This window comes from Streptomyces sp. NPDC026417 (assembly GCF_055567695.1).
In genome coordinates this window covers 170,797-191,630 of sequence record NZ_JBVHPY010000018.1, presented here as the reverse complement: position 1 = coordinate 191,630, position 20,834 = coordinate 170,797, and the positions used below count along the sequence as shown (strand labels likewise).

Below are 20,834 nucleotides of genomic sequence, written 5' to 3'. Positions count from 1 at the left end.
AGCCATGGGACTCGAAGAAAAGCTGCCGAGCGGCTTCCTGCTGACCACCGTCGAGCAGGCCGCGGGCTGGGTGCGCAAGTCGTCCGTCTTCCCGGCCACGTTCGGACTCGCCTGCTGCGCCATCGAGATGATGACGACCGGCGCGGGCCGCTACGACCTGGCGCGCTTCGGCATGGAGGTCTTCCGCGGATCACCGCGCCAGGCGGACCTCATGATCGTCGCCGGCCGGGTCAGCCAGAAGATGGCGCCGGTGCTGCGCCAGGTCTACGACCAGATGCCCAACCCCAAGTGGGTGATCTCCATGGGGGTATGTGCCTCGTCGGGCGGAATGTTCAACAACTACGCCATCGTGCAGGGCGTCGACCACATCGTCCCGGTCGACATCTATCTGCCCGGCTGCCCGCCGCGGCCCGAGATGCTGATGGACGCGATTCTCAAGCTCCACCAGAAGATCCAGACCTCCAAGCTCGGCGTGAACGCCGAGGAGGCGGCCCGCGAGGCGGAGGAAGCGGCGCTCAAGGCGCTTCCCACCATCGAGATGAAGGGCCTGCTGCGGTGAGCGACGCGAACGGCAACGGGGTGAACCCCGAGAAGGACCTCGGCGCCTCCAACCTCCCGGGGCAGCGAGGCGACCAGGGCGAGGAGATCCGCGTCCAGCGCGGCATGTTCGGCGCCCAGAACGGCGGCGACACCTCCGGCTACGGCGGCCTGGTCCGCTCGATCCGGCTGCCCGGCCCGGCCACCCGCCCCTACGGCGGCTGGTTCGACGAGGTCGCCGACGAGCTGGAGGGCGCCCTGGAGGAACAGGGACTCGTCCCCGAGAACGCGATCGGGAAGACGGTCGTCGACCGCGACGAGCTGACCTTCCACATCGAGCGGGAGCACCTGCTGCGCGTCGCGCGGACGCTCCGCGACGACCCGGCCCTGCGCTTCGAGCTGTGCACCGGCGTCTCCGGCGTGCACTACCCCGAGGACAAGGGCCGCGAGCTGCACGCGGTCTACCACCTGCGCTCGATCACCCACAACCGGCTGATCCGCCTGGAGGTCAGCGCCCCGGACGCCGATCCGCACGTCCCCTCGCTGGTCTCCGTCTACCCGACGAACGACTGGCACGAGCGCGAGACGTACGACTTCTTCGGGCTGGTCTTCGACGGCCACCCGGCGCTGACGCGGATCATGATGCCGGACGACTGGCAGGGCTTCCCGCAGCGCAAGGACTATCCCCTCGGCGGTATCCCCGTCGAGTACAAGGGCGCCCAGATCCCGGCTCCGGACCAGCGGAGGTCGTACTCATGAGCACGCAGACCCCTGGGGCATCGGCCGCCTCACCCCGCGAGACGACCGAGGGCACCGTCTACACGGTCACCGGCGGCGACTGGGACGAGGTGGCCCAGTCCGCGGCCAGGTCCGACGACGAGCGCATCATCGTCAATATGGGCCCGCAGCACCCGTCCACGCACGGCGTGCTCCGGCTCATCCTGGAGATCGACGGCGAGACCGTCACCGAGGCCCGCTGCGGCATCGGCTACCTGCACACCGGCATCGAGAAGAACCTCGAGTACCGCACGTGGACGCAGGGCACCACGTTCGTGACGCGCATGGACTACCTGACGCCGTTCTTCAACGAGACGGCGTACTGCCTCGCGGTCGAGAAGCTCCTCGGCATCGAGGACCAGATCCCCGACCGCGCCTCGGTGATCCGGGTGCTCCTCATGGAGCTGAACCGGCTCTCCTCCCACCTGGTGTGCATCGCCACCGGCGGCATGGAACTGGGCGCCACGACGATCATGATCTACGGCTTCCGTGATCGTGAACTCATTCTCGACATCTACGAGCTGATCACCGGCCTGCGGATGAACCACGCGTACATCCGCCCCGGCGGACTCGCCCAGGACCTGCCGCCCGGCGCGGTGGACCAGATCCGCGAGTTCGTGAAGAAGATGAACAAGAACCTTCCCGAGTACGACAAGCTCGCCACCGGGAACCCCATCTTCAAGGCCCGCATGCAGGACGTCGGCTATCTGGACCTGGCCGGCTGCATGGCCCTCGGCGCCACGGGGCCGGTCCTGCGCTCGGCGGGCCTGCCGCACGACCTGCGCAAGGCCCAGCCGTACTGCGGCTACGAGACGTACGACTTCGAGATCCCGACCGCCGACACCTGCGACTCCTACGGGCGCTTCCTGATCCGGCTGGAGGAGATGCGCCAGTCGCTGCGGATCGTCGAGCAGTGCCTGGACCGGCTGCAGCCCGGCCCGGTCATGGTGGCCGACAAGAAGATCGCCTGGCCCGCCCAGCTCGCGCTCGGCCCCGACGGCCTCGGCAACTCCCTCGACCACATCAAGAAGATCATGGGCACCTCCATGGAGGCCCTCATCCACCACTTCAAGCTGGTGACCGAGGGCTTCCGGGTCCCGCCGGGACAGACGTACGCGGCCGTCGAGTCGCCCAAGGGCGAACTCGGGGTGCACGCCGTGTCCGACGGAGGCACCCGCCCCTACCGGGTCCACTTCCGCGACCCGTCCTTCACCAACCTCCAGGCCATGGCGGCGATGTGCGAGGGCGGCCAGGTCGCCGACGTCATCGTCGCCGTCGCGTCCATCGACCCCGTGATGGGAGGCGTCGACCGGTGACCACCACTCCCGAGGGTGTCAGCCTGGGCATGCCGCAACTGCCCGCGCCCGACTACCCGGACGACGTCCGAGCCCGGCTGGAGACCGACGCGCGCGCGATCATCGCCCGCTATCCGGACTCCCGGTCCGCGCTCCTGCCGCTGCTCCACCTCGTGCAGTCCGAGGAGGGGCACGTCACGCGGACCGGACAGCGGTTCTGCGCCGACATGCTCGGCCTCACCACCGCCGAGGTGACCGCGGTCGCCACCTTCTACTCCATGTACCGCCGCAGGCCCAGCGGTGACTACCAGGTCGGCGTCTGCACCAACACCCTGTGCGCGGTGATGGGCGGCGACGCGATCTTCGAGGCCCTCCAGGACCACCTGGGCGTCGGCAACGGGGAGACCACCGACGACGGCAAGGTCACCCTGGAGCACATCGAGTGCAACGCGGCCTGCGACTTCGCGCCGGTGGTGATGGTCAACTGGGAGTTCTTCGACAACCAGACCGTGGCCTCCGCCAAACGCCTCGTCGACGACCTGCGCACCGGAGCACAGGTCGAACCCACCCGCGGCGCCCCCCTGTGCACGTTCAAGGACACCGCCCGCATCCTGGCGGGCTTCCCCGACGAGCGCGCCGGCGCGGTGGAGGCCGGCGGCAGCGCCGGCCCCGCGTCGCTGATCGGCCTGCGCCTGGCCAAGGGCGAGACCGGCGCGGCGCGGGTGGTCCACCCGCGCGGCTCCGGCGGCACCCCGGACGGGCCCCCGCACGAGCCGTCGCCGACCGAACACCTCAGCTCGCACGACGCGCCGCAGGACACGTCGGCCTCCGACCCGTCCCACCCGGCGGGTCCCGCAGCCGAGGAGGGGGAGTGATGACCTTGTCCACTGAGTACGGAGGCACGTCCCGGCCGGAGGCCGGCGGCAGCCCCGAGAAGCTGCTCGCGCCCGTGCTGTCGGCGTTCTGGGACGAGGAGAAGTCCTGGTCGCTGGACGTCTACCGCAGGCACGAGGGCTACGAGGGCCTGCGCAAGGCGCTCGCCATGTCGCCCGACGACCTCATCGCCTACGTCAAGGACTCGGGCCTGCGCGGGCGCGGCGGCGCGGGATTCCCCACGGGGATGAAGTGGCAGTTCATCCCCCAGGGCGACGGCAAGCCGCACTACCTGGTGGTCAACGCCGACGAGTCGGAGCCGGGCACCTGCAAGGACATCCCGCTCCTCTACGCCAACCCGCACAGCCTCATCGAGGGCATCGTGATCGCCTGCTACGCGATCAGGTCCTCGCACGCCTTCATCTACCTGCGGGGCGAGGTCGTCCCCGTGCTGCGCCGGCTGCACGAGGCCGTCCGCGAGGCCTACGCCGCCGGCTATCTCGGCGAGAACATCCTCGGCAGCGGACTCGACCTCGAACTCACCGTGCACGCGGGCGCCGGCGCGTACATCTGCGGCGAGGAGACCGCGCTGCTCGACTCGCTGGAGGGCCGCCGCGGCCAGCCGCGACTGCGTCCCCCCTTCCCCGCTGTCGCGGGCCTCTACGCCTGCCCGACCGTGGTGAACAACGTCGAGTCGATCGCCTCGGTGCCCGCCATCCTGAACAAGGGCAAGGACTGGTTCAGGTCGATGGGCAGCGAGAAGTCCCCGGGCTTCACGCTCTACTCGCTCAGCGGCCACGTCGCGAGCCCCGGCCAGTACGAGGCCCCGCTCGGCATCACGCTGCGCCAGCTCCTCGACATGAGCGGCGGGATGCGCCCCGGGCACCGGCTGAAGTTCTGGACGCCGGGCGGCTCCTCCACCCCGATGTTCACCGACGAGCACCTCGACGTCCCGCTGGACTACGAGGGCGTCGGCGCCGCCGGCTCCATGCTCGGCACCAAGGCGCTGCAGTGCTTCGACGAGACCACCTGCGTCGTCCGGGCCGTCACGCGCTGGACCGAGTTCTACGCCCACGAGTCCTGCGGCAAGTGCACCCCGTGCCGTGAAGGGACGTACTGGCTGGTGCAACTGCTGCGCGACATCGAGGCCGGCAAGGGCGCCATGTCCGACCTCGACAAGCTGAACGACATCGCCGACAACATCAACGGCAAGTCCTTCTGCGCCCTCGGCGACGGCGCCGCCTCGCCGATCTTCTCCTCGCTCAAGTACTTCCGCGCGGAGTACGAGCAGCACATCACGGGCCGGGGCTGCCCCTTCGACCCGGCCAAGTCGACCGCCTGGGCGGACAAGCACGCGGAGGTGAACGCATGACAGTGACCACAAGCGCTCCCTCCGGAGGCGGCGAGCCGGCGATCCCGCCGGAGGACCTGGTCTCGCTGACGATCGACGGCGTGGAGATCAGCGTGCCCAAGGGCACCCTGGTCATCCGGGCCGCCGAACAGCTCGGCATCGAGATCCCCCGGTTCTGCGACCACCCGCTCCTCGCCCCGGCCGGCGCCTGCCGCCAGTGCATCGTCGAGGTGGAGGGCCAGCGCAAGCCGATGGCCTCCTGCACGATCACCTGCACGGACGGGATGGTCGTCAAGACGCAGCTGACCTCGCCCGTCGCCGAGAAGGCCCAGCACGGGGTGATGGAGCTGCTGCTCATCAACCACCCGCTGGACTGCCCGGTCTGCGACAAGGGCGGCGAGTGCCCGCTGCAGAACCAGGCGATGTCCCACGGACAGTCCGAGTCCCGCTTCGAGGGACGCAAGCGGACGTACGAGAAGCCGGTCGCGATCTCCACCCAGGTGCTGCTCGACCGCGAGCGGTGCGTGCTGTGCGCCCGCTGCACCCGCTTCTCCAACCAGATCGCGGGCGACCCGATGATCGAGCTGATCGAGCGCGGCGCGCTCCAGCAGGTCGGCACCGGCGAGGGCGACCCCTTCGAGTCGTACTTCTCCGGGAACACCATCCAGATCTGCCCGGTGGGCGCGCTGACCTCGGCGGCGTACCGCTTCCGGTCCCGCCCCTTCGACCTGATCTCCTCGCCGTCGGTGTGCGAGCACTGCTCCGGCGGCTGCGCGACGCGCACCGACCACCGGCGCGGCAAGGTCATGCGGCGCCTGGCCGCCGACGACCCCGAGGTCAACGAGGAGTGGATCTGCGACAAGGGGCGGTTCGGCTTCCGGTACGCGCAGCGGCCGGACCGCATCACCACCCCGCTGGTGCGCGGTGCCTCCGGCGAGCTGGAGCCCGCTTCCTGGCCGGAGGCGCTGGAGGCCGCCGCGCGCGGACTGTCCGCCGCCCGCGGCCGGGCCGCCGTGCTGACCGGCGGCCGGCTCACCGTCGAGGACGCCTACGCGTACAGCAAGTTCGCGCGGGTCGCCCTCGGCACGAACGACATCGACTTCCGCGCGCGCGTGCACAGCAGCGAGGAGGCCGACTTCCTGGCGGCCCGGGTCGCCGGGCGCGGCCGGGACCTCGACGGCACCGGTGTCACGTACACCGCCCTGGAGAAGGCACCCGCCGTCCTGCTCGCGGGCCTGGAGGCCGAGGAGGAGGCGCCCGGCGTCTTCCTGAGGCTGCGCAAGGCCTGGCGAGGACACGGCCAGCAGACCTTCGCGCTCGCCACGCACGCCACCCGGGGCCTGGAGAAGGCGGGCGGCACGCTGCTGCCCGCCGCGCCCGGCACCGAGACCGAGTGGCTGGACGCCCTGGCGAGCGGTGCCGGCCTGGAGGGGGACGGCGCCCGGGCGTCCGAGGCGCTGCGCACCGAGGGCGCGGTCATCGTGGTCGGCGAGCGGCTCGCCGCCGTCGCCGGCGGCCTCACGGCCGCTGTACGGGCCGCGACCGCGACCGGCGCCCGGCTGGTGTGGATCCCGCGCCGGGCCGGGGAGCGCGGCGCGATCGAGGCGGGCGCGCTGCCGTCGCTGCTGCCGGGCGGACGCCCGGCCACCGACCCGCGGGCCCGCGACGAGGTCGCCGCCGTCTGGGGCGTGGCCGAACTCCCGCACCGGTACGGCCGCGACACCGGCCAGATCGTCGACGCCGCCGCCGGAGGCGAGCTGCAGGCCCTGGTGGTGGCGGGTGTCGAGGTCGGGGACCTTCCCGACCCGGTACGCGCGCGTGCGGCACTCGCCGAGGTGCGGTTCCTGGTGTCGCTCGAACTGCGCCCCAGCGAGGTCACCGACCACGCGGACGTGGTCCTGCCGGTCGCCGCGGTCGCCGAGAAGCCGGGCACGTTCCTCAACTGGGAGGGCCGGGCCCGCCTCTTCGACGCGGCGCTCAAGCCCGACCAGATGACCCGCAGGCTGGCGCCCACCGACGCGCGCGTCCTGCAGATGCTGGCCGACGCCATGGACGTCCACCTGGGTCTGCCGGACCTGCGCACCGTGCGCGCCGAGCTGGACCGGCTGGGTGCCTGGGACGGACCGGGGGCCGGCGAGCCGCTGGAGACCGGGGCCCTGCTGCCGCGTCCCGCCGCCGGTGAGGCCGTGCTCGCGGGCCACCGGCTGCTGCTCGACCGGGGCCGCCTCCAGGAGGGCGACGAGGCGCTCGCCGGGACCCGGCACGCCGCCCACGCGCGCGTGTCGGCCGCCACGGCGGCCGAGGCAGGTGTCAAGGAGGGCGACCTCCTCGCCGTCACCGGTCCCTCCGGAGCCGTCGAACTCCCGCTGCAGATCACCGAGATGCCCGACCGTGTCGTCTGGCTCCCGCTGAACTCCACCGGCGGGGGCGTCGCCTCCGACACCGGGGCGCTGCCCGGCGCACTCGTCCACATCGGCCCGGCGACGCTCGCTGCCGAGGCCCCCAAGGAGGTGGAGGCATGACTCCGTACCTCGCCGCTGAAGACCTCTCGATGTTCGGCCGCGACCCCTGGTGGCTGGTCGTCGTCAAGGCGGTCTTCTGCTTCGCCTTCCTGATGCTGACCGTGCTCTTCTCCATCGTGTGGGAGCGCAAGGTCGTCGCCTGGATGCAGCTGCGCATCGGCCCCAACCGGCACGGTCCCTGGGGCATGCTCCAGTCGCTCGCCGACGGCATCAAGCTGATGCTCAAGGAAGACGTCATCGTCAAGCGCGCGGACAAGGTGGTGTACGTCCTCGCGCCGATCGTCGCGGCCATCCCGGCCTTCATGGCGATCGCGGTGATCCCCTTCGGGCCGGCCGGCAACGAGATCTCGATCTTCGGCCAGCGCACCACGATGCAGCTCACCGACCTGCCGATCGCGATGCTGTACATCCTCGCGGTCGCCTCGGTGGGCATCTACGGGATCGTGCTCGCGGGCTGGTCCTCCGGGTCGACGTATCCGCTGCTCGGCGGACTGCGCTCGTGCGCCCAGATGATCTCGTACGAGATCGCCATGGGTGCCGCGTTCGCCTCGGTCTTCCTCTACTCCGGTTCGATGTCGACGTCGACCATCGTCGAGCAGCAGCAGGACCGCTGGTACATCGTGCTGCTGCCGGTCTCCTTCGTGATCTACGTCGTGACGATGATCGGGGAGACCAACCGCGCCCCGTTCGACATGCCGGAGTCGGAGGGCGACCTGGTCGGCGGCTTCAACACCGAGTACTCGTCGATCAAGTTCGCCCTCTTCATGCTCGCCGAGTACGTGAACATGGTGACGGTCTCGGCCGTCTCCACGACGCTCTTCCTGGGCGGCTGGCGCGCCCCCTGGCCCATCAGCACCTTCTGGGAGGGCGCCAACCACGGCTGGTGGCCGATGCTCTGGTTCACGGTGAAGGTGCAGCTGCTGCTGTTCTTCTTCATCTGGCTGCGCGGCACGCTCCCGCGGGTCCGCTACGACCAGCTGATGAAGCTCGGCTGGAAGGTGCTGATCCCGGTCTCCGTGGTCTGGCTGATGCTCGTCGCGACGGTGCGGACCCTGCGCAACGAGAACTACGACTTCGCCGACATCGCCCTGTACGTCGGCGGCGGTGTCCTCGTCCTGCTGCTGCTCTCGTTCGTCGTGGACATCTTCCGCGACCGGGGCGCCAAGGAGCGGGCGGCGACCGCCGAGCCCGCCGCCTTCGACCCGATGGCCGGCGGCTTCCCCGTACCTCCGCTGCCCGGACAGACGCCGCCGCCGGTCCCGCGGCGCCGCCCGCGTCACGAGCGGGAGTTGATTGTCAGTGGTGGGTCCGATACTGCGAGTGACGGATCACTCGGCGGGACTCGTGACGGAAAGGAGGGGTCCGATGGCTGAGGAGCCGAAGGAGACCGCACCCGGTTTCCAGAACCCCGTCGCCGGCTTCGGCGTGACCTTCAAGGCCATGTTCAAGAAGCGGCTGACCGAGCAGTACCCGGAGCAGCCGAAGACCACCGCCCCGCGGTTCCACGGCCGGCACCAGCTCAACCGCCATCCGGACGGCCTGGAGAAGTGCGTCGGCTGTGAGCTGTGCGCCTGGGCCTGCCCCGCCGACGCGATCTATGTGGAGGGCGCGGACAACACCGACGAGGAGCGCTACTCGCCGGGCGAGCGGTACGGCCGCGTCTACCAGATCAACTACGCCCGCTGCATCCTGTGCGGCCTGTGCATCGAGGCGTGCCCCACGCGCGCGCTGACGATGACGAACGAGTTCGAGCTGGCCGACAGCAGCCGCGCCAACCTGATCTACACCAAGGAGCAGCTGCTCGCCGGTCTGGAGGAGGGCATGGTCGACAGCCCTCACTCGATCTTCCCCGGCACGGACGAGCAGGACTACTACCGGGGCCTGGTCACCGAGGCCGCGCCCGGTACGGAGCGCCAAGTGGCCGTCTCCCGGGGCGAGGTGCCGCAGGAGGCCTCCTCCACGTTCGGCGAGGACGAGCCGGCGTCGGAGAAGGTGATCCGCCGATGATGTCCCTCGCCGCCTACTCCACCTCCACCGGAGAGGCCTTCCAGTTCTGGGTCCTCGGCACCGTCGCCGTGATCGGCGCCCTGTGCACCGTCTTCATGAAGAAGGCCGTGCACAGCGCGCTCTGCCTGGCCGGGACCATGATCGTCCTGGCGGTCTTCTACCTCGCCAACGGGGCGTACTTCCTGGGCGTCGTGCAAATCGTCGTCTACACCGGCGCCATCATGATGCTCTTCCTGTTCGTGGTCATGCTCGTGGGCGTCACCGCGGCGGACTCGCTGAAGGAGACCATCAAGGGCCAGCGCTGGCTGGCCCTGCTGTGCGGACTCGGCTTCGGCATCCTGCTGTTCGCGGGCATCGGCAACGCGTCGGTGAACGACTTCAACGGCCTGGCGAAGGCGAACGCCAACGGCAATGTGGAAGGCCTCGCCTCCCTCATCTTCACGAAGTACGTGTTCGCCTTCGAGATCACCGGCGCGCTGCTCATCACGGCCACCATCGGCGCCATGGTGCTCACGCACCGGGAGCGCACCGAGCGGGCCAAGACCCAGCGCGAGATGTCCGAGGAGCGCGTCCGCGCGGGCAAGCACCTGCCGCCCCTGCCGGCACCCGGCGTCTACGCCCGGCACAACGCGGTGGACATCGCGGGCCTGCTGCCCGACGGCACCCCGTCGGAGCTGACGGTCAACAAGACGCTGCGCGACCGCGGCCAGATCCGGGACGTGTCGACCGAGGCACTGAACGACCTGAAGGCCCTGGAACAGCGCGCCGAGGAGCGCCTGGAGCGCACGAAGACAGGGGAGGGGCCCAAGTGAACCCGGTCAACTACCTGTATCTCGCCGCCCTGCTGTTCACGATCGGCGCCACCGGCGTACTGATCAGGCGGAACGCGATCGTGGTGTTCATGTGCATCGAGCTCATGCTCAACGCCTGCAACCTCGCCTTCGTCGCCTTCTCCCGCCTGCACGGCAATCTCGACGGCCAGATCATCGCCTTCTTCACGATGGTCGTCGCCGCCGCGGAGGTCGTGGTCGGGCTCGCGATCATCGTGTCGCTGTTCCGTTCCCGCCACTCGGCCTCGGTCGACGACGCCAGCCTGATGAAGCTGTAAGGGGTCGCTGAATCGTGGAGAATCTGATTGCGCTGCTGGTAGCGGCGCCTCTGCTCGGAGCGGCCGTACTGCTGTGCGGCGGCCGGCGGCTGGACGCCGTGGGGCACTGGATCGGCACGGCGCTCGCCGCCGTCTCCTTCGTGATCGGCGCGGTCCTCTTCGCCGACATGCTGGGGAAGTCCGGTGAGGACCGGGCCATGTCGCAGTACCTGTTCAGTTGGGTGCCGGTCGAGGGCTTCCAGGCCGACGTCGCCTTCCAGCTCGACCAGTTGTCGATGACGTTCGTGCTGCTGATCACCGGCGTCGGCTCGCTGATCCACCTGTACTCGATCGGGTACATGGAGCACGACGAGCGCCGCCGCCGCTTCTTCGGCTATCTGAACCTGTTCCTCGCGGCGATGCTGCTGCTGGTCCTCGCGGACAACTACCTCCTGCTGTACGTCGGCTGGGAGGGCGTCGGTCTCGCCTCGTACCTGCTGATCGGCTTCTGGCAGCACAAGCCCAGCGCCGCCACCGCCGCGAAGAAGGCCTTCCTGGTCAACCGCGTCGGCGACGTGGGCCTGTCGATCGCCATCATGCTGATGTTCACGACCTTCGGGACCTTCGCCTTCGGCCCGCTGCTGGGCGTGGAGGGGGAGGCCGGTGCCGCCGGGGACGCCACGGAGGGCAGGCTGACGGCCATCGCGCTGATGCTCCTGCTCGCGGCCTGCGGCAAGTCCGCCCAGGTGCCGCTGCAGTCCTGGCTCGGCGACGCGATGGAGGGCCCGACCCCGGTCTCGGCCCTCATCCACGCCGCGACGATGGTGACGGCCGGCGTCTACCTGATCGTGCGGTCCGCGGCGATCTTCAACGGAGCGCCCGACGCACAGCTCGTCGTCACCGTCGTCGGTGCCGTCACGCTGCTGTTCGGTGCGATCGTCGGTTGCGCCAAGGACGACATCAAGAAGGCCCTGGCCGGCTCGACGATGTCGCAGATCGGCTACATGGTCCTGGCGGCCGGCCTCGGCCCCATCGGCTACGTGTTCGCGATCATGCACCTGGTGACGCACGGCTTCTTCAAGGCCGGCCTGTTCCTCGGTGCCGGTTCGGTCATGCACGGCATGAACGACGAGGTCGACATGCGCAGGTACGGCGGCCTGCGCAGGTACATGCCGATCACCTTCGTGACCTTCGGCCTCGGCTACCTGGCCATCATCGGTTTCCCGGGCCTGTCCGGCTTCTTCTCCAAGGACAAGATCATCGAGGCGGCCTTCGCCAAGGGCGGCACCGAGGGCTGGATCCTCGGCGGCGTGGCCCTGCTCGGCGCCGCCATCACCGCGTACTACATGACGCGCGTGATGCTGATGACGTTCTTCGGGGAGGAGCGCTGGCGCAACACGCCGACGCCGTCCCCGGCCGAGCCGAGCGTGGAGCCCGCGGCGGAGCACCACGGCGACCACGCCGAACCGCACCCGCACGAGTCGCCCAGGTCGATGACGATCCCCATGATCGTGCTGGCCTTCGGATCGGTCTTCGCGGGCGCCTTCTTCAGCATCGGCGACCGCTTCCTGCACTGGCTGGAGCCGGTCACGGGACACTCCCACGGCGACTCGCCGGTCAGTGCCCTCACGGTCACCCTCGCCACGATGGTCGTGCTCGTCGTCGGTGTCGCCGTCGCATACGCGCAGTACGGGCGGCGCCGCGTCCCGGTGGTCGCCCCGCGCGGCTCCCTGCTCACCCGGGCCGCCCGGCGCGACCTGTACCAGGACGACTTCAACCACGTGGTGCTGGTGCGCGGCGGGGAGCACCTCACGCGCTCCCTGGTGTACGTCGACCACACGCTGGTCGACGGCGTCGTCAACGGCACGGCGGCCTCGGTCGGCGGGCTCTCCGGACGGCTGCGCAAGCTGCAGAACGGCTACGCGCGCTCGTACGCGGTCTCGATGTTCGGCGGTGCGGCGGTCCTCATCGCCGCGACCCTGCTGATGAGGGCGGTCTGATACCGATGTCCTTTCCCCTGCTGACAGCGACGGCGGCGCTCCCGGCCCTCGGGGCGATCGCCACGGCCGCGGTGCCGGCCGCGCGACGTGTCGCGGCCAAATGGCTGGCGCTGCTCGTCTCCCTCGCCACACTCGTGCTGGCGGCGATCGTCCTGGTCCGCTTCGAACCCGGCGGCGACCGGTACCAGCTCACCGAGTCCCACTCCTGGATCGCCGACTTCGGCGTCAGGTACGAGCTGGGTGTGGACGGCATCGGGGTGGCGCTCGTCGCGCTGACCGCCCTGCTGATCCCGTTCGTGATCCTCGCGGGCTGGCACGACGCCGACCCGCAGGAGACCGGCAGCAGCCGCTGGCGGCCGACCCAGGGGTTCTTCGCCCTGATCCTGGCCGTCGAGGCGATGGTGATCCTCTCCTTCGAGGCCACCGACGTCTTCCTCTTCTACATCTTCTTCGAAGCCATGCTCATCCCGATGTACTTCCTCATCGGCGGCTTCGGGGACCGTGCCCACGAGCACGGCGACGCGGTGGCGGCGACCCAGCGCTCGTACGCGGCCGTGAAGTTCCTCCTCTACAACCTGGTCGGCGGCCTGATCATGCTGGCCGCCGTCATCGGGCTCTACGTGGTCGCCGGGAACTTCTCGCTCCAGGAGATCGCCGAGGCCCGGGCCAGCGGCACCCTGGACATGGCGACCAGCACCGAGCGCTGGCTCTTCCTCGGCTTCTTCTTCGCCTTCGCGGTGAAGGCGCCGCTGTGGCCACTGCACACCTGGCTGCCGAACGCGATGGGCGAGGCCACGGCCCCGGTCGCCGTCCTGATCACCGCGGTGGTCGACAAGGTCGGCACCTTCGCGATGCTCCGTTTCTGCCTCCAGCTGTTCCCGGAGGCCTCGAAGTGGGCGACGCCCGTCATCCTCGTGCTGGCGCTGATCAGCATCATCTACGGGGCGCTGCTCGCGGTCGGCCAGCGCGACATCAAGCGGCTGGTCGCCTACGCGTCGATCTCGCACTTCGGCTTCATCATCCTCGGCATCTTCGCGATGACCAGCCAGGGCCAGTCCGGCGCGACGCTCTACATGGTCAACCACGGGATCTCGACCGCCGCCCTGATGCTGGTGGCGGGCTTCCTGATCTCGCGGCGGGGTTCGCGTCTGATCGCGGACTACGGAGGGGTGCAGAAAGTCGCACCGGTGCTCGCCGGCACGTTCCTGATCGGCGGCCTCGCGACGCTCTCGCTTCCCGGGCTCGCGCCCTTCGTCAGCGAGTTCCTGGTCCTGGTCGGCACGTTCTCGCGCTATCCGGTCATCGGCATCATCGCCACGTTCGGCATCGTCCTCGCGGCGCTCTACACGCTCGTCCTCTACCAGCGCACGATGACGGGCCCGGTGAAGGCCGAGGTCGCCGCGATGCCCGACCTCCGGGTGCGCGAGCTGCTGGTCGTCGCCCCGCTGATCGCCCTGCTGATCTTCCTGGGCGTCTACCCGAAGCCGGTCACCGACATCGTCAACCCGGCGGTGCAGCAGACCATGTCAGATGTACACGAGAAGGACCCCAAGCCCGAGGTGGAGGCGGCCAAGTGAGCGCAGTAGCCGTCCACAGCCTGTGGACAAACGCGGCCGACCCGATCTCGAAGATCGACGCGCCGAAGATCGAATACGGGCAGCTGTCGCCCACCCTCATCGTCATCGGGGCGGCTGTCGTCGGGGTCCTGATCGAGGCGTTCGTGCCTCGCAAGTCCCGGTACTACGCACAGGTGTTCGTGTCCGTGGTTGCGCTCGCCGCCGCCTTCGCGGCGGTCGTGGCTCTCGCGGCGGGCGGATACGGCACGACCAAGGCGCACATCGCGGCGATGGGTGCGATCGCCGTCGACGGTCCCGCCCTCTTCCTGCAGGGCACGATCCTGCTGGCCGGACTGCTCGGCGTGTTCACCTTCGCCGAGCGGCGGCTCGACCCGGAGGCGCACGGAAACCGCGTCGACTCCTTCGCCGCCCAGGCCGCCTCCGTGCCCGGCAGCGACAGCGAGCAGGCCGCCGTCAAGGCGGGGTTCACCACCACCGAGGTGTTCCCGCTCCTGCTCTTCGCGATCGGCGGCATGCTGGTCTTCCCCTCGGCGAACGACCTGCTGACGCTGTTCATCGCCCTGGAGGTCTTCTCCCTCCCGCTGTACCTGCTGTGCGCCGTGGCCCGCCGCAAGCGGCTCATGTCGCAGGAGGCCGCGGTCAAGTACTTCCTGCTCGGCGCCTTCGCCTCCGCGTTCACCCTGTTCGGCATCGCCCTGCTGTACGGCTACGCGGGCTCGGTGTCGTACGCCACGGTCGCCCAGGTCGTCGACGGCACCGTGCAGAACGTGGACCCGGCGCTCGCCGACACCATGGGCAACGACGCGCTGCTGCTCATCGGTGTCGCGATGGTCGTCATGGGCCTGCTGTTCAAGGTCGGCGCCGTGCCGTTCCACATGTGGACCCCGGACGTCTACCAGGGCGCGCCCACCCCGGTCACCGGCTTCATGGCCGCGGCGACCAAGGTGGCCGCCTTCGGCGCCCTGCTCCGCCTCCTGTACGTGGTCCTGCCGGGACTGCGCTGGGACTGGCGGCCGGTCATGTGGGCCGTCGCGATCGTCACCATGCTGGGCGGCGCGATCGTCGCGATCACCCAGACCGACATCAAGCGGCTGCTGGCGTACTCGTCCATCGCGCACGCCGGATTCATCCTCGCGGGTGTCATCGCGACGACGCCCGACGGTGTCTCGTCGGTGCTCTTCTACCTGGGCGCCTACTCGTTCGTGACGATCGGCGCCTTCGCCGTGGTGACCCTGGTCAGGGACGCGGGCGGCGAGGCCACGCACCTGTCCAAGTGGGCGGGTCTCGGACGCAGGTCCCCGCTGGTGGCGGCCGTGTTCGCGGTCTTCCTGCTGGCCTTCGCCGGAATTCCGCTGACCTCCGGGTTCGCCGGGAAGTTCGCCGTGTTCAAGGCGGCGGCGGAGGGCGGCGCGGGTGCGCTCGTCGTGGTCGGCGTGATCTCGTCGGCGATCGCGGCCTTCTTCTACATCCGGGTGATCGTGCTCATGTTCTTCAGCGAGCCGCGCCCCGAGGGTCCGACGGTCGCCGTGCCGTCGCCGCTCACCATGACGGCGATCGCCGTCGGCGTGGCGGTCACACTGGTGCTGGGTGTGGCACCCCAGTACTTCCTGGACCTGGCGGGGCAGGCGGGAGTCTTCGTCCGCTGAGTCCCGCCGCGCGCGGTGCCGGGCCCCGGCCTCCCCAGGGAGGACCGGGGCCCTTCGCGCGTGCCGGGGCGCGGGACCCGCGGGGCGGACGTGCGTCGCGTAGCGGAGTGGGACGGTCGCGTCCTGTGGACAACTGCGGGTCTGTCGGTGCGGAGCCCTATGGTGGCTGTCGTGGGCGAAGCACGACATACGGGGGACGACGGGCGATGAGCGAAACGGGCGGGACAGCTGTGGTGACCGGAGCGGACGCGATGACGGGACCGGCCGAGAGCGAGGCGCTGGCCACGCTCCACCGGGTCTTCGGGTACGAGGCCTTCCGCGGCGAGCAGGGAGCCGTCATCGACCACGTGGTCGACGGCGGTGACGCCGTCGTCCTCATGCCGACCGGCGGCGGCAAGTCCCTCTGCTACCAGATCCCGGCCCTCGTCAGACCCGGCACCGGTGTCGTCGTCTCCCCCCTCATCGCGTTGATGCAGGACCAGGTCGACGCGCTGCGGGCGCTCGGTGTGCGCGCCGGCTTCATGAACTCCACGCAGGACTTCGACGAGCGGCGCGTCGTGGAGGCGGAGTTCCTGTCCGGCGAACTGGACCTGCTCTATCTCGCCCCGGAGCGGCTGCGCCTGCAGGGCACACTGGATCTGCTGTCGCGCGCCAAGATCTCGGTCTTCGCGATCGACGAGGCGCACTGCGTGGCCCAATGGGGTCACGACTTCCGCCCCGACTACCTGGCCCTCTCCCTGCTGGGCGAGCGCTGGCCCGACGTCCCCCGCATCGCCCTCACGGCGACGGCCACGCACGCCACGCATCAGGAGATCACCCAGCGCCTGGGCATGCCGGACGCCCGTCATTTCGTGGCGAGCTTCGACCGGCCGAACATCCAGTACCGCATCGTCCCCAAGGCCGACCCCAAGAAGCAGCTGCTGGCCTTCCTGCGCGAGGAGCACGCGGGCGACGCGGGCATCGTCTACTGCCTCTCGCGCAACTCGGTGGACAAGACGGCCGAGTTCCTCTCGCGCAACGGGATCGAGGCGGTTCCGTACCACGCGGGACTGGACGCGGGCACCCGCGCCGCGCACCAGTCGCGCTTCCTCCGGGAGGAGGGGCTCGTCGTGGTCGCCACCATCGCCTTCGGCATGGGCATCGACAAGCCGGACGTGCGGTTCGTCGCCCACCTCGACCTTCCCAAGTCCGTGGAGGGCTACTACCAGGAGACGGGCCGCGCCGGCCGTGACGGACTGCCGTCCACCGCCTGGATGGCCTACGGGCTGCAGGACGTGGTGCAGCAGCGCAAGCTCATCCAGGGCAGCGAGGGCGACGAGGCGTTCCGCCGCCGGGCCGCCGCCCATCTGGACTCGATGCTGGCGCTGTGCGAGACGGTCCGGTGCCGCCGTTCCCAGCTCCTCGCCTACTTCGGCCAGGACCCGCAGGCGGACCGCTGTGGGAACTGCGACACCTGCCTGGCCCCGCCGGAGACCTGGGACGGCACGGTCGCCGCACAGAAGCTGCTCTCGACGATCGTCCGGCTCCAGCGGGAGCGGGGGCAGAAGTTCGGGGCGGTCCAGATCGTCGACATCCTGCTGGGCCGGCGGACGGCGAAGGTGATCCAGTTCGACCACGACCAGCTGTCCGTCTTCGGCATCGGGGAGGAGCTGTCGGAAGCCGAATGGCGCGGGGTGGTCCGGCAGTTGCTGGCCCAGGGGCTCCTCGCGGTCGAGGGGGACTACGGCACGCTCGTGCTGACCGAGGCCAGCGGCACCGTACTGCGGCGCGAGCGCGAGGTGCCGCTGCGCAAGGAGGCACCGAAGCCGGTGACGTCCCGGTCGGGCGCGGGCCGGGGCGAGAGGAAGTCCCGGACCGCCGCGGCCGAGCTGCCCGCCGCACTCGTCCCCGTCTTCGAGGCACTGCGCTCCTGGCGAGCGGCCCAGGCCAAGGAGCAGGGCGTCCCCGCGTACGTCATCTTCCACGACGCCACCCTCCGCGAGATCGCCACCGCGGCGCCGACCTCGATCGCCGAGCTGGGCGGGATCGGCGGCGTCGGCGAGAAGAAGCTGGCTACGTACGGGGAGGGAGTGCTGGCGGCCCTCGCCTCGGCGGGCGGCACCGCTGCCCCCGGCCCCGACTCCGGCGCTGCGCCCGGTGCCCCTGCGCCCGGAGCCGCCTCCGCGCCCGGAGCCGCCTCCGCGCCCGGAGCCGCCTCCGCGCCCGGAGCCGGGCCCGCGTCCGGGGACGCCTCCGGACGCACCCCGGGCTCCGAGTCCGGATCCACCCCCGCCCCCCGGCCCGGCTCCGGGTCCGGCGACGGCTTCGACCCGGACTGGCCCGAGATGGCCGGGGACTACGAGCCGGAGCCGGAGGACTGGGCGTAGGGGCGGCGCCCTCCCGGCCTCACAGCGACCGTGACGCGTACGCCCGGACGTCCGCGTCGGAGTCCGACGTGGCCGTCGCCAGCGCGGCGCGGGCGTCCTCGTGGACCTCGGCATGCCGGACGAGCGCCAGGACGGCCGCCTTGCGCACGTCGGCGTTCGGATCGCCCAGCGCCTTGGCCAGGGCGGGGACGGCGACCTCGGCGTCCGCGGCGGACAGCGCGGTGGCCGCGCCCGACCTGACCTGCCAGGCGGCATCGGCCTGCGCGGCGACGGCGCGGGCGGCCGGCCCCGCAGGGCAGCCGGTGGTCGCCAGGGCCTCGTAGGCGGCGGCGCGGACCAGGGCGTCGGGGTCGGCGGTCAGCCGGTCCAGGGCGTCCTCGACGGGGCTCCCAGGGCTCACCCCGGCCAGCGCCTTGGCCACGGTGACGCGGACCTCGCGGGACGGGTCCCCGGCCGCGGCGAGCAGCGGGAACGCCGTGTCGACGGAGACCAGACCGCGCACGGCCGCGACGCGCACGGCGACATCGGGGTCGGTGAGGGCGTCGGTGTAGACGTCGGGGGCGCCGAGGCGCAGGGCGCGCAGCAGGTCGAGAGCGGTGGCGCGGACGAGGGCGTCGTCCTCGGCGAGCGCGCGGACCAGGGCGTCGTGCAGGGCCGGCTCGGGGGTGAGGGTCTCGACGAGTTCGCGCAGCGACGCGGCGGCCGTGGCGCGGACGTCGGCGTCGGGGTCGCGGAGGGCGGCGCCGAGGGCGGGGCCTGTGCCGGGGGGCGCCGACTCGGTGAGGAGGGCGACGGCGGCGCGGCGGACGGACGGCTCGGGATCGGTCAGATAGGGCCGTACGGCGGCGAGTTCGGGTGCGTCGTCGGCGAGGGCGAGCAGTTCCAGCAGCCGGGGCGAGGCCGCCGGTTCCGCGGCGCCGGTGTGCCGGGGGAGCGGGTCGGCGGCGGGTTGAGCGGCCACCGGCGCCGCGTCCCGTGCCCCGGCCGTGGCCACACCCTCCGGGTGGACCTCGCCGAGGTGACGGGAGGGGCCGCCGGCCGGGGTGAAGTCGGTGACCGGCACGAGGTAGGGAGCCACGGGACGGGCCGTGAACTCCATCGCCCCGGACGGGGACTTGTACAGATCGAGGTGGTGGAACCAGTCCGCGTCGTCCCGGGCGGGATGGTCGGTGCGGTCGTGGTAGAGGCCCCAGCGGGACTCCGTCCGGGCGAGCGAGGCACGGGCGGCCATCTCCGCGCAGTCGCGGATGAAGGTGACCTCGGCGCACCGCATCAGCTCGTGCGGGGTCCGGGCACCCATGGCCGCGATGTCGTCGCGCATCCGCTCGAAGGCCTCCAGGGCGAGCGAGAGACGGGCGCCGGACTTGGGCGGGGCGACGTAGTCGTTCACGAAGCGGCGGAGTTTGTACTCGACCTGGGGCTGGGGCGGGCCGTCCGGGTTGCGCAGCGGGCGGTAGACCAGTTCGTGCGCCTCGCGGAGCTGGTCCTGCGGCAACTCGCCCTCGTAGGCGCGGTACCGGGCGGCGTCCGCGCCGGCGAGGTCGCCGAAGACGAACGCGCCGATCATGTAGTTGTGCGGGACGCAGGCCAGGTCCCCGGCGGCGTACAGGCGCGGCACGGTGGTGCGGGCGTGGTCGTCGACGCGGACGCCCGAGGCGGAGTGGCCGCCGCACAGGCCGATCTCGGAGATGTGCATCTCCACGTCGTGGGTGCGGTAGTCGTGGCCGCGGCCGGCGTGGAAGGTGCCGCGGGTGGGGCGCTCCGTGGAGTGCAGGATGGTTTCGAGAGCGCTGATCGACTCCTCCGGGAGGTGGCTCAGCTTCAGGTACACCGGGCCCCGGTCGCTGGCCACCTCCGCGGCGAACTCGGCCATCATGCGGCCCGACCAGTAGTCGGAGTCGACGAAGCGCTCGCCGTGCCGGTTGACCTGGTAGCCGCCGAACGGATTGGCGACGTAGGCGCAGGCGGGCCCGTTGTAGTCCTTGATCAGCGGATTGATCTGGAAGCACTCGATGCCGGTGAGTTCGGCGCCCGCGTGGTACGCCATGGCGTAGCCGTCACCGGCGTTGGTGGGGTTCTCGTAGGTGCCGTACAGGTAGCCGGAGGCGGGCAGGCCGAGCCGGCCGCAGGCGCCGGTCGCCAGGATCACCGCGCCCGCGCGGACGGTGACGAACCGCCCGGTACGGGTGTGGAAGCCCGCCGCGCCCACGGCACGCCCCCCGGCGGTGAGCACCCGCACCGGCATCACCCGGTTCTCGATCCGGATCCGCTCCCGCATCTCGCGCCGCCGCAGCTGCCGGTACAGGACCTTCTTGACGTCCTTGCCCTCGGGCATCGGCAGCACGTAGGAGCCGGAGCGGTGCACCTGGCGGACCGCGTACTCGCCGTGCTCGTCCTTCTCGAACTTCACGCCGTACGACTCCAGGCGCTGCACCATCGCGAAGCCGCGGGTGGCCGTCTGGCGGACGGTGGACTGGTCGACGATGCCGTCGTTGGCGCGGGTGATCTCGGCGACGTAGTCGTCGGGCTCGGCGCGGCCCGGGACGACGGCGTTGTTGACGCCGTCCATGCCCATGGCGAGGGCGCCGGAGTGACGGACGTGCGCCTTCTCCAGGAGGAGGACGTCCGCCCCCTGCTCGGCGGCGGTGAGGGCGGCCATGGTGCCGGCCGTGCCGCCGCCGATGACGAGGACGTCGCAGGTGAGCTCCTCGGCGTCGTCGAGGGAGGGGATCTCCACCGGGCGGTCCGCGAGGGACTCCCGGCCGCCAGGGTTGGTGTCCACGGAGGTCTCCACAG

The 20,834-nt window shown here is 70.9% G+C and carries 15 protein-coding genes; 14 read left to right on the top strand and 1 reads right to left on the bottom strand.

All coding sequences use genetic code 11. The annotated features are described in order from the left end of the window. Positions 1–4: 4 nt before the first annotated feature. The 14 genes from ACZ4NT_RS26980 to recQ all read left to right on the top strand — a co-directional run bounded on the left by ACZ4NT_RS26980 (position 5) and on the right by recQ (position 18,038). Positions 5–559, top strand: coding sequence for a NuoB/complex I 20 kDa subunit family protein (locus ACZ4NT_RS26980; RefSeq protein WP_010041554.1), 555 nt, complete (start codon positions 5–7; stop codon positions 557–559). Continuing rightward, positions 556–1,296 (top strand): NADH-quinone oxidoreductase subunit C, encoded by a 741-nt coding sequence (locus ACZ4NT_RS26975; RefSeq protein ID WP_121405425.1) that lies wholly within the window; start codon positions 556–558, stop codon positions 1,294–1,296. Before ACZ4NT_RS26980 ends, ACZ4NT_RS26975 begins: the two co-directional genes overlap by 4 nt. After that, positions 1,293–2,630, top strand: coding sequence for an NADH-quinone oxidoreductase subunit D (locus tag ACZ4NT_RS26970; RefSeq protein ID WP_121405426.1), 1,338 nt, complete (start codon positions 1,293–1,295; stop codon positions 2,628–2,630). The genes ACZ4NT_RS26975 and ACZ4NT_RS26970 overlap by 4 nt, the downstream gene beginning before the upstream one ends. A gap of 29 nt (positions 2,631–2,659) precedes the next feature. Beyond that, complete coding sequence (gene nuoE, locus ACZ4NT_RS26965) at positions 2,660–3,484, top strand: NADH-quinone oxidoreductase subunit NuoE (RefSeq protein ID WP_121406378.1); 825 nt, start codon at positions 2,660–2,662, stop codon at positions 3,482–3,484. Further along, positions 3,484–4,854, top strand: a complete 1,371-nt coding sequence (gene nuoF / locus ACZ4NT_RS26960) for an NADH-quinone oxidoreductase subunit NuoF (protein WP_121405427.1) — start codon at positions 3,484–3,486, stop codon at positions 4,852–4,854. Before nuoE ends, nuoF begins: the two co-directional genes overlap by 1 nt. Further along, the gene (locus ACZ4NT_RS26955; protein ID WP_121405428.1) at positions 4,851–7,355 is read left to right on the top strand and encodes an NADH-quinone oxidoreductase subunit G; all 2,505 of its coding nucleotides are present in this window, start codon (positions 4,851–4,853) and stop codon (positions 7,353–7,355) included. The genes nuoF and ACZ4NT_RS26955 overlap by 4 nt, the downstream gene beginning before the upstream one ends. Next, positions 7,352–8,728 (top strand): NADH-quinone oxidoreductase subunit NuoH, encoded by a 1,377-nt coding sequence (nuoH, locus tag ACZ4NT_RS26950; RefSeq protein ID WP_121405429.1) that lies wholly within the window; start codon positions 7,352–7,354, stop codon positions 8,726–8,728. The genes ACZ4NT_RS26955 and nuoH overlap by 4 nt, the downstream gene beginning before the upstream one ends. Continuing rightward, on the top strand, positions 8,721–9,362 hold the full coding sequence (nuoI, locus tag ACZ4NT_RS26945; protein ID WP_121405430.1) for an NADH-quinone oxidoreductase subunit NuoI: 642 nt from the start codon (positions 8,721–8,723) through the stop codon (positions 9,360–9,362). Before nuoH ends, nuoI begins: the two co-directional genes overlap by 8 nt. Next, the gene (locus ACZ4NT_RS26940; RefSeq protein WP_467728049.1) at positions 9,359–10,174 is read left to right on the top strand and encodes an NADH-quinone oxidoreductase subunit J; all 816 of its coding nucleotides are present in this window, start codon (positions 9,359–9,361) and stop codon (positions 10,172–10,174) included. Before nuoI ends, ACZ4NT_RS26940 begins: the two co-directional genes overlap by 4 nt. After that, positions 10,171–10,470, top strand: coding sequence for an NADH-quinone oxidoreductase subunit NuoK (nuoK, locus tag ACZ4NT_RS26935; protein ID WP_121405432.1), 300 nt, complete (start codon positions 10,171–10,173; stop codon positions 10,468–10,470). The genes ACZ4NT_RS26940 and nuoK overlap by 4 nt, the downstream gene beginning before the upstream one ends. A gap of 14 nt (positions 10,471–10,484) precedes the next feature. Beyond that, a complete protein-coding gene (nuoL, locus tag ACZ4NT_RS26930) occupies positions 10,485–12,449 on the top strand; it encodes an NADH-quinone oxidoreductase subunit L (protein ID WP_467728048.1) in 1,965 nt (654 codons plus the stop codon). 5 nt (positions 12,450–12,454) lie between these two features. Next, entirely contained in the window at positions 12,455–14,026 is a 1,572-nt protein-coding gene (locus tag ACZ4NT_RS26925) for an NADH-quinone oxidoreductase subunit M (protein ID WP_121405434.1), read from the top strand. Beyond that, complete coding sequence (gene nuoN / locus ACZ4NT_RS26920; RefSeq protein WP_121405435.1) at positions 14,023–15,672, top strand: NADH-quinone oxidoreductase subunit NuoN; 1,650 nt, start codon at positions 14,023–14,025, stop codon at positions 15,670–15,672. The genes ACZ4NT_RS26925 and nuoN overlap by 4 nt, the downstream gene beginning before the upstream one ends. A gap of 206 nt (positions 15,673–15,878) precedes the next feature. Then, a complete protein-coding gene (gene recQ / locus ACZ4NT_RS26915) occupies positions 15,879–18,038 on the top strand; it encodes a DNA helicase RecQ (RefSeq protein ID WP_467728047.1) in 2,160 nt (719 codons plus the stop codon). Between the two features lie 19 nt (positions 18,039–18,057). Here recQ and ACZ4NT_RS26910 read toward each other — a convergent pair whose 3' ends face one another. Further along, positions 18,058–20,820 carry a fumarate reductase/succinate dehydrogenase flavoprotein subunit gene (locus ACZ4NT_RS26910; protein WP_467728046.1) on the bottom strand — a complete coding sequence of 921 codons (2,763 nt, stop codon included), beginning with the start codon at positions 20,818–20,820 and terminating at the stop codon, positions 18,058–18,060. Positions 20,821–20,834: the final 14 nt, after the last annotated feature.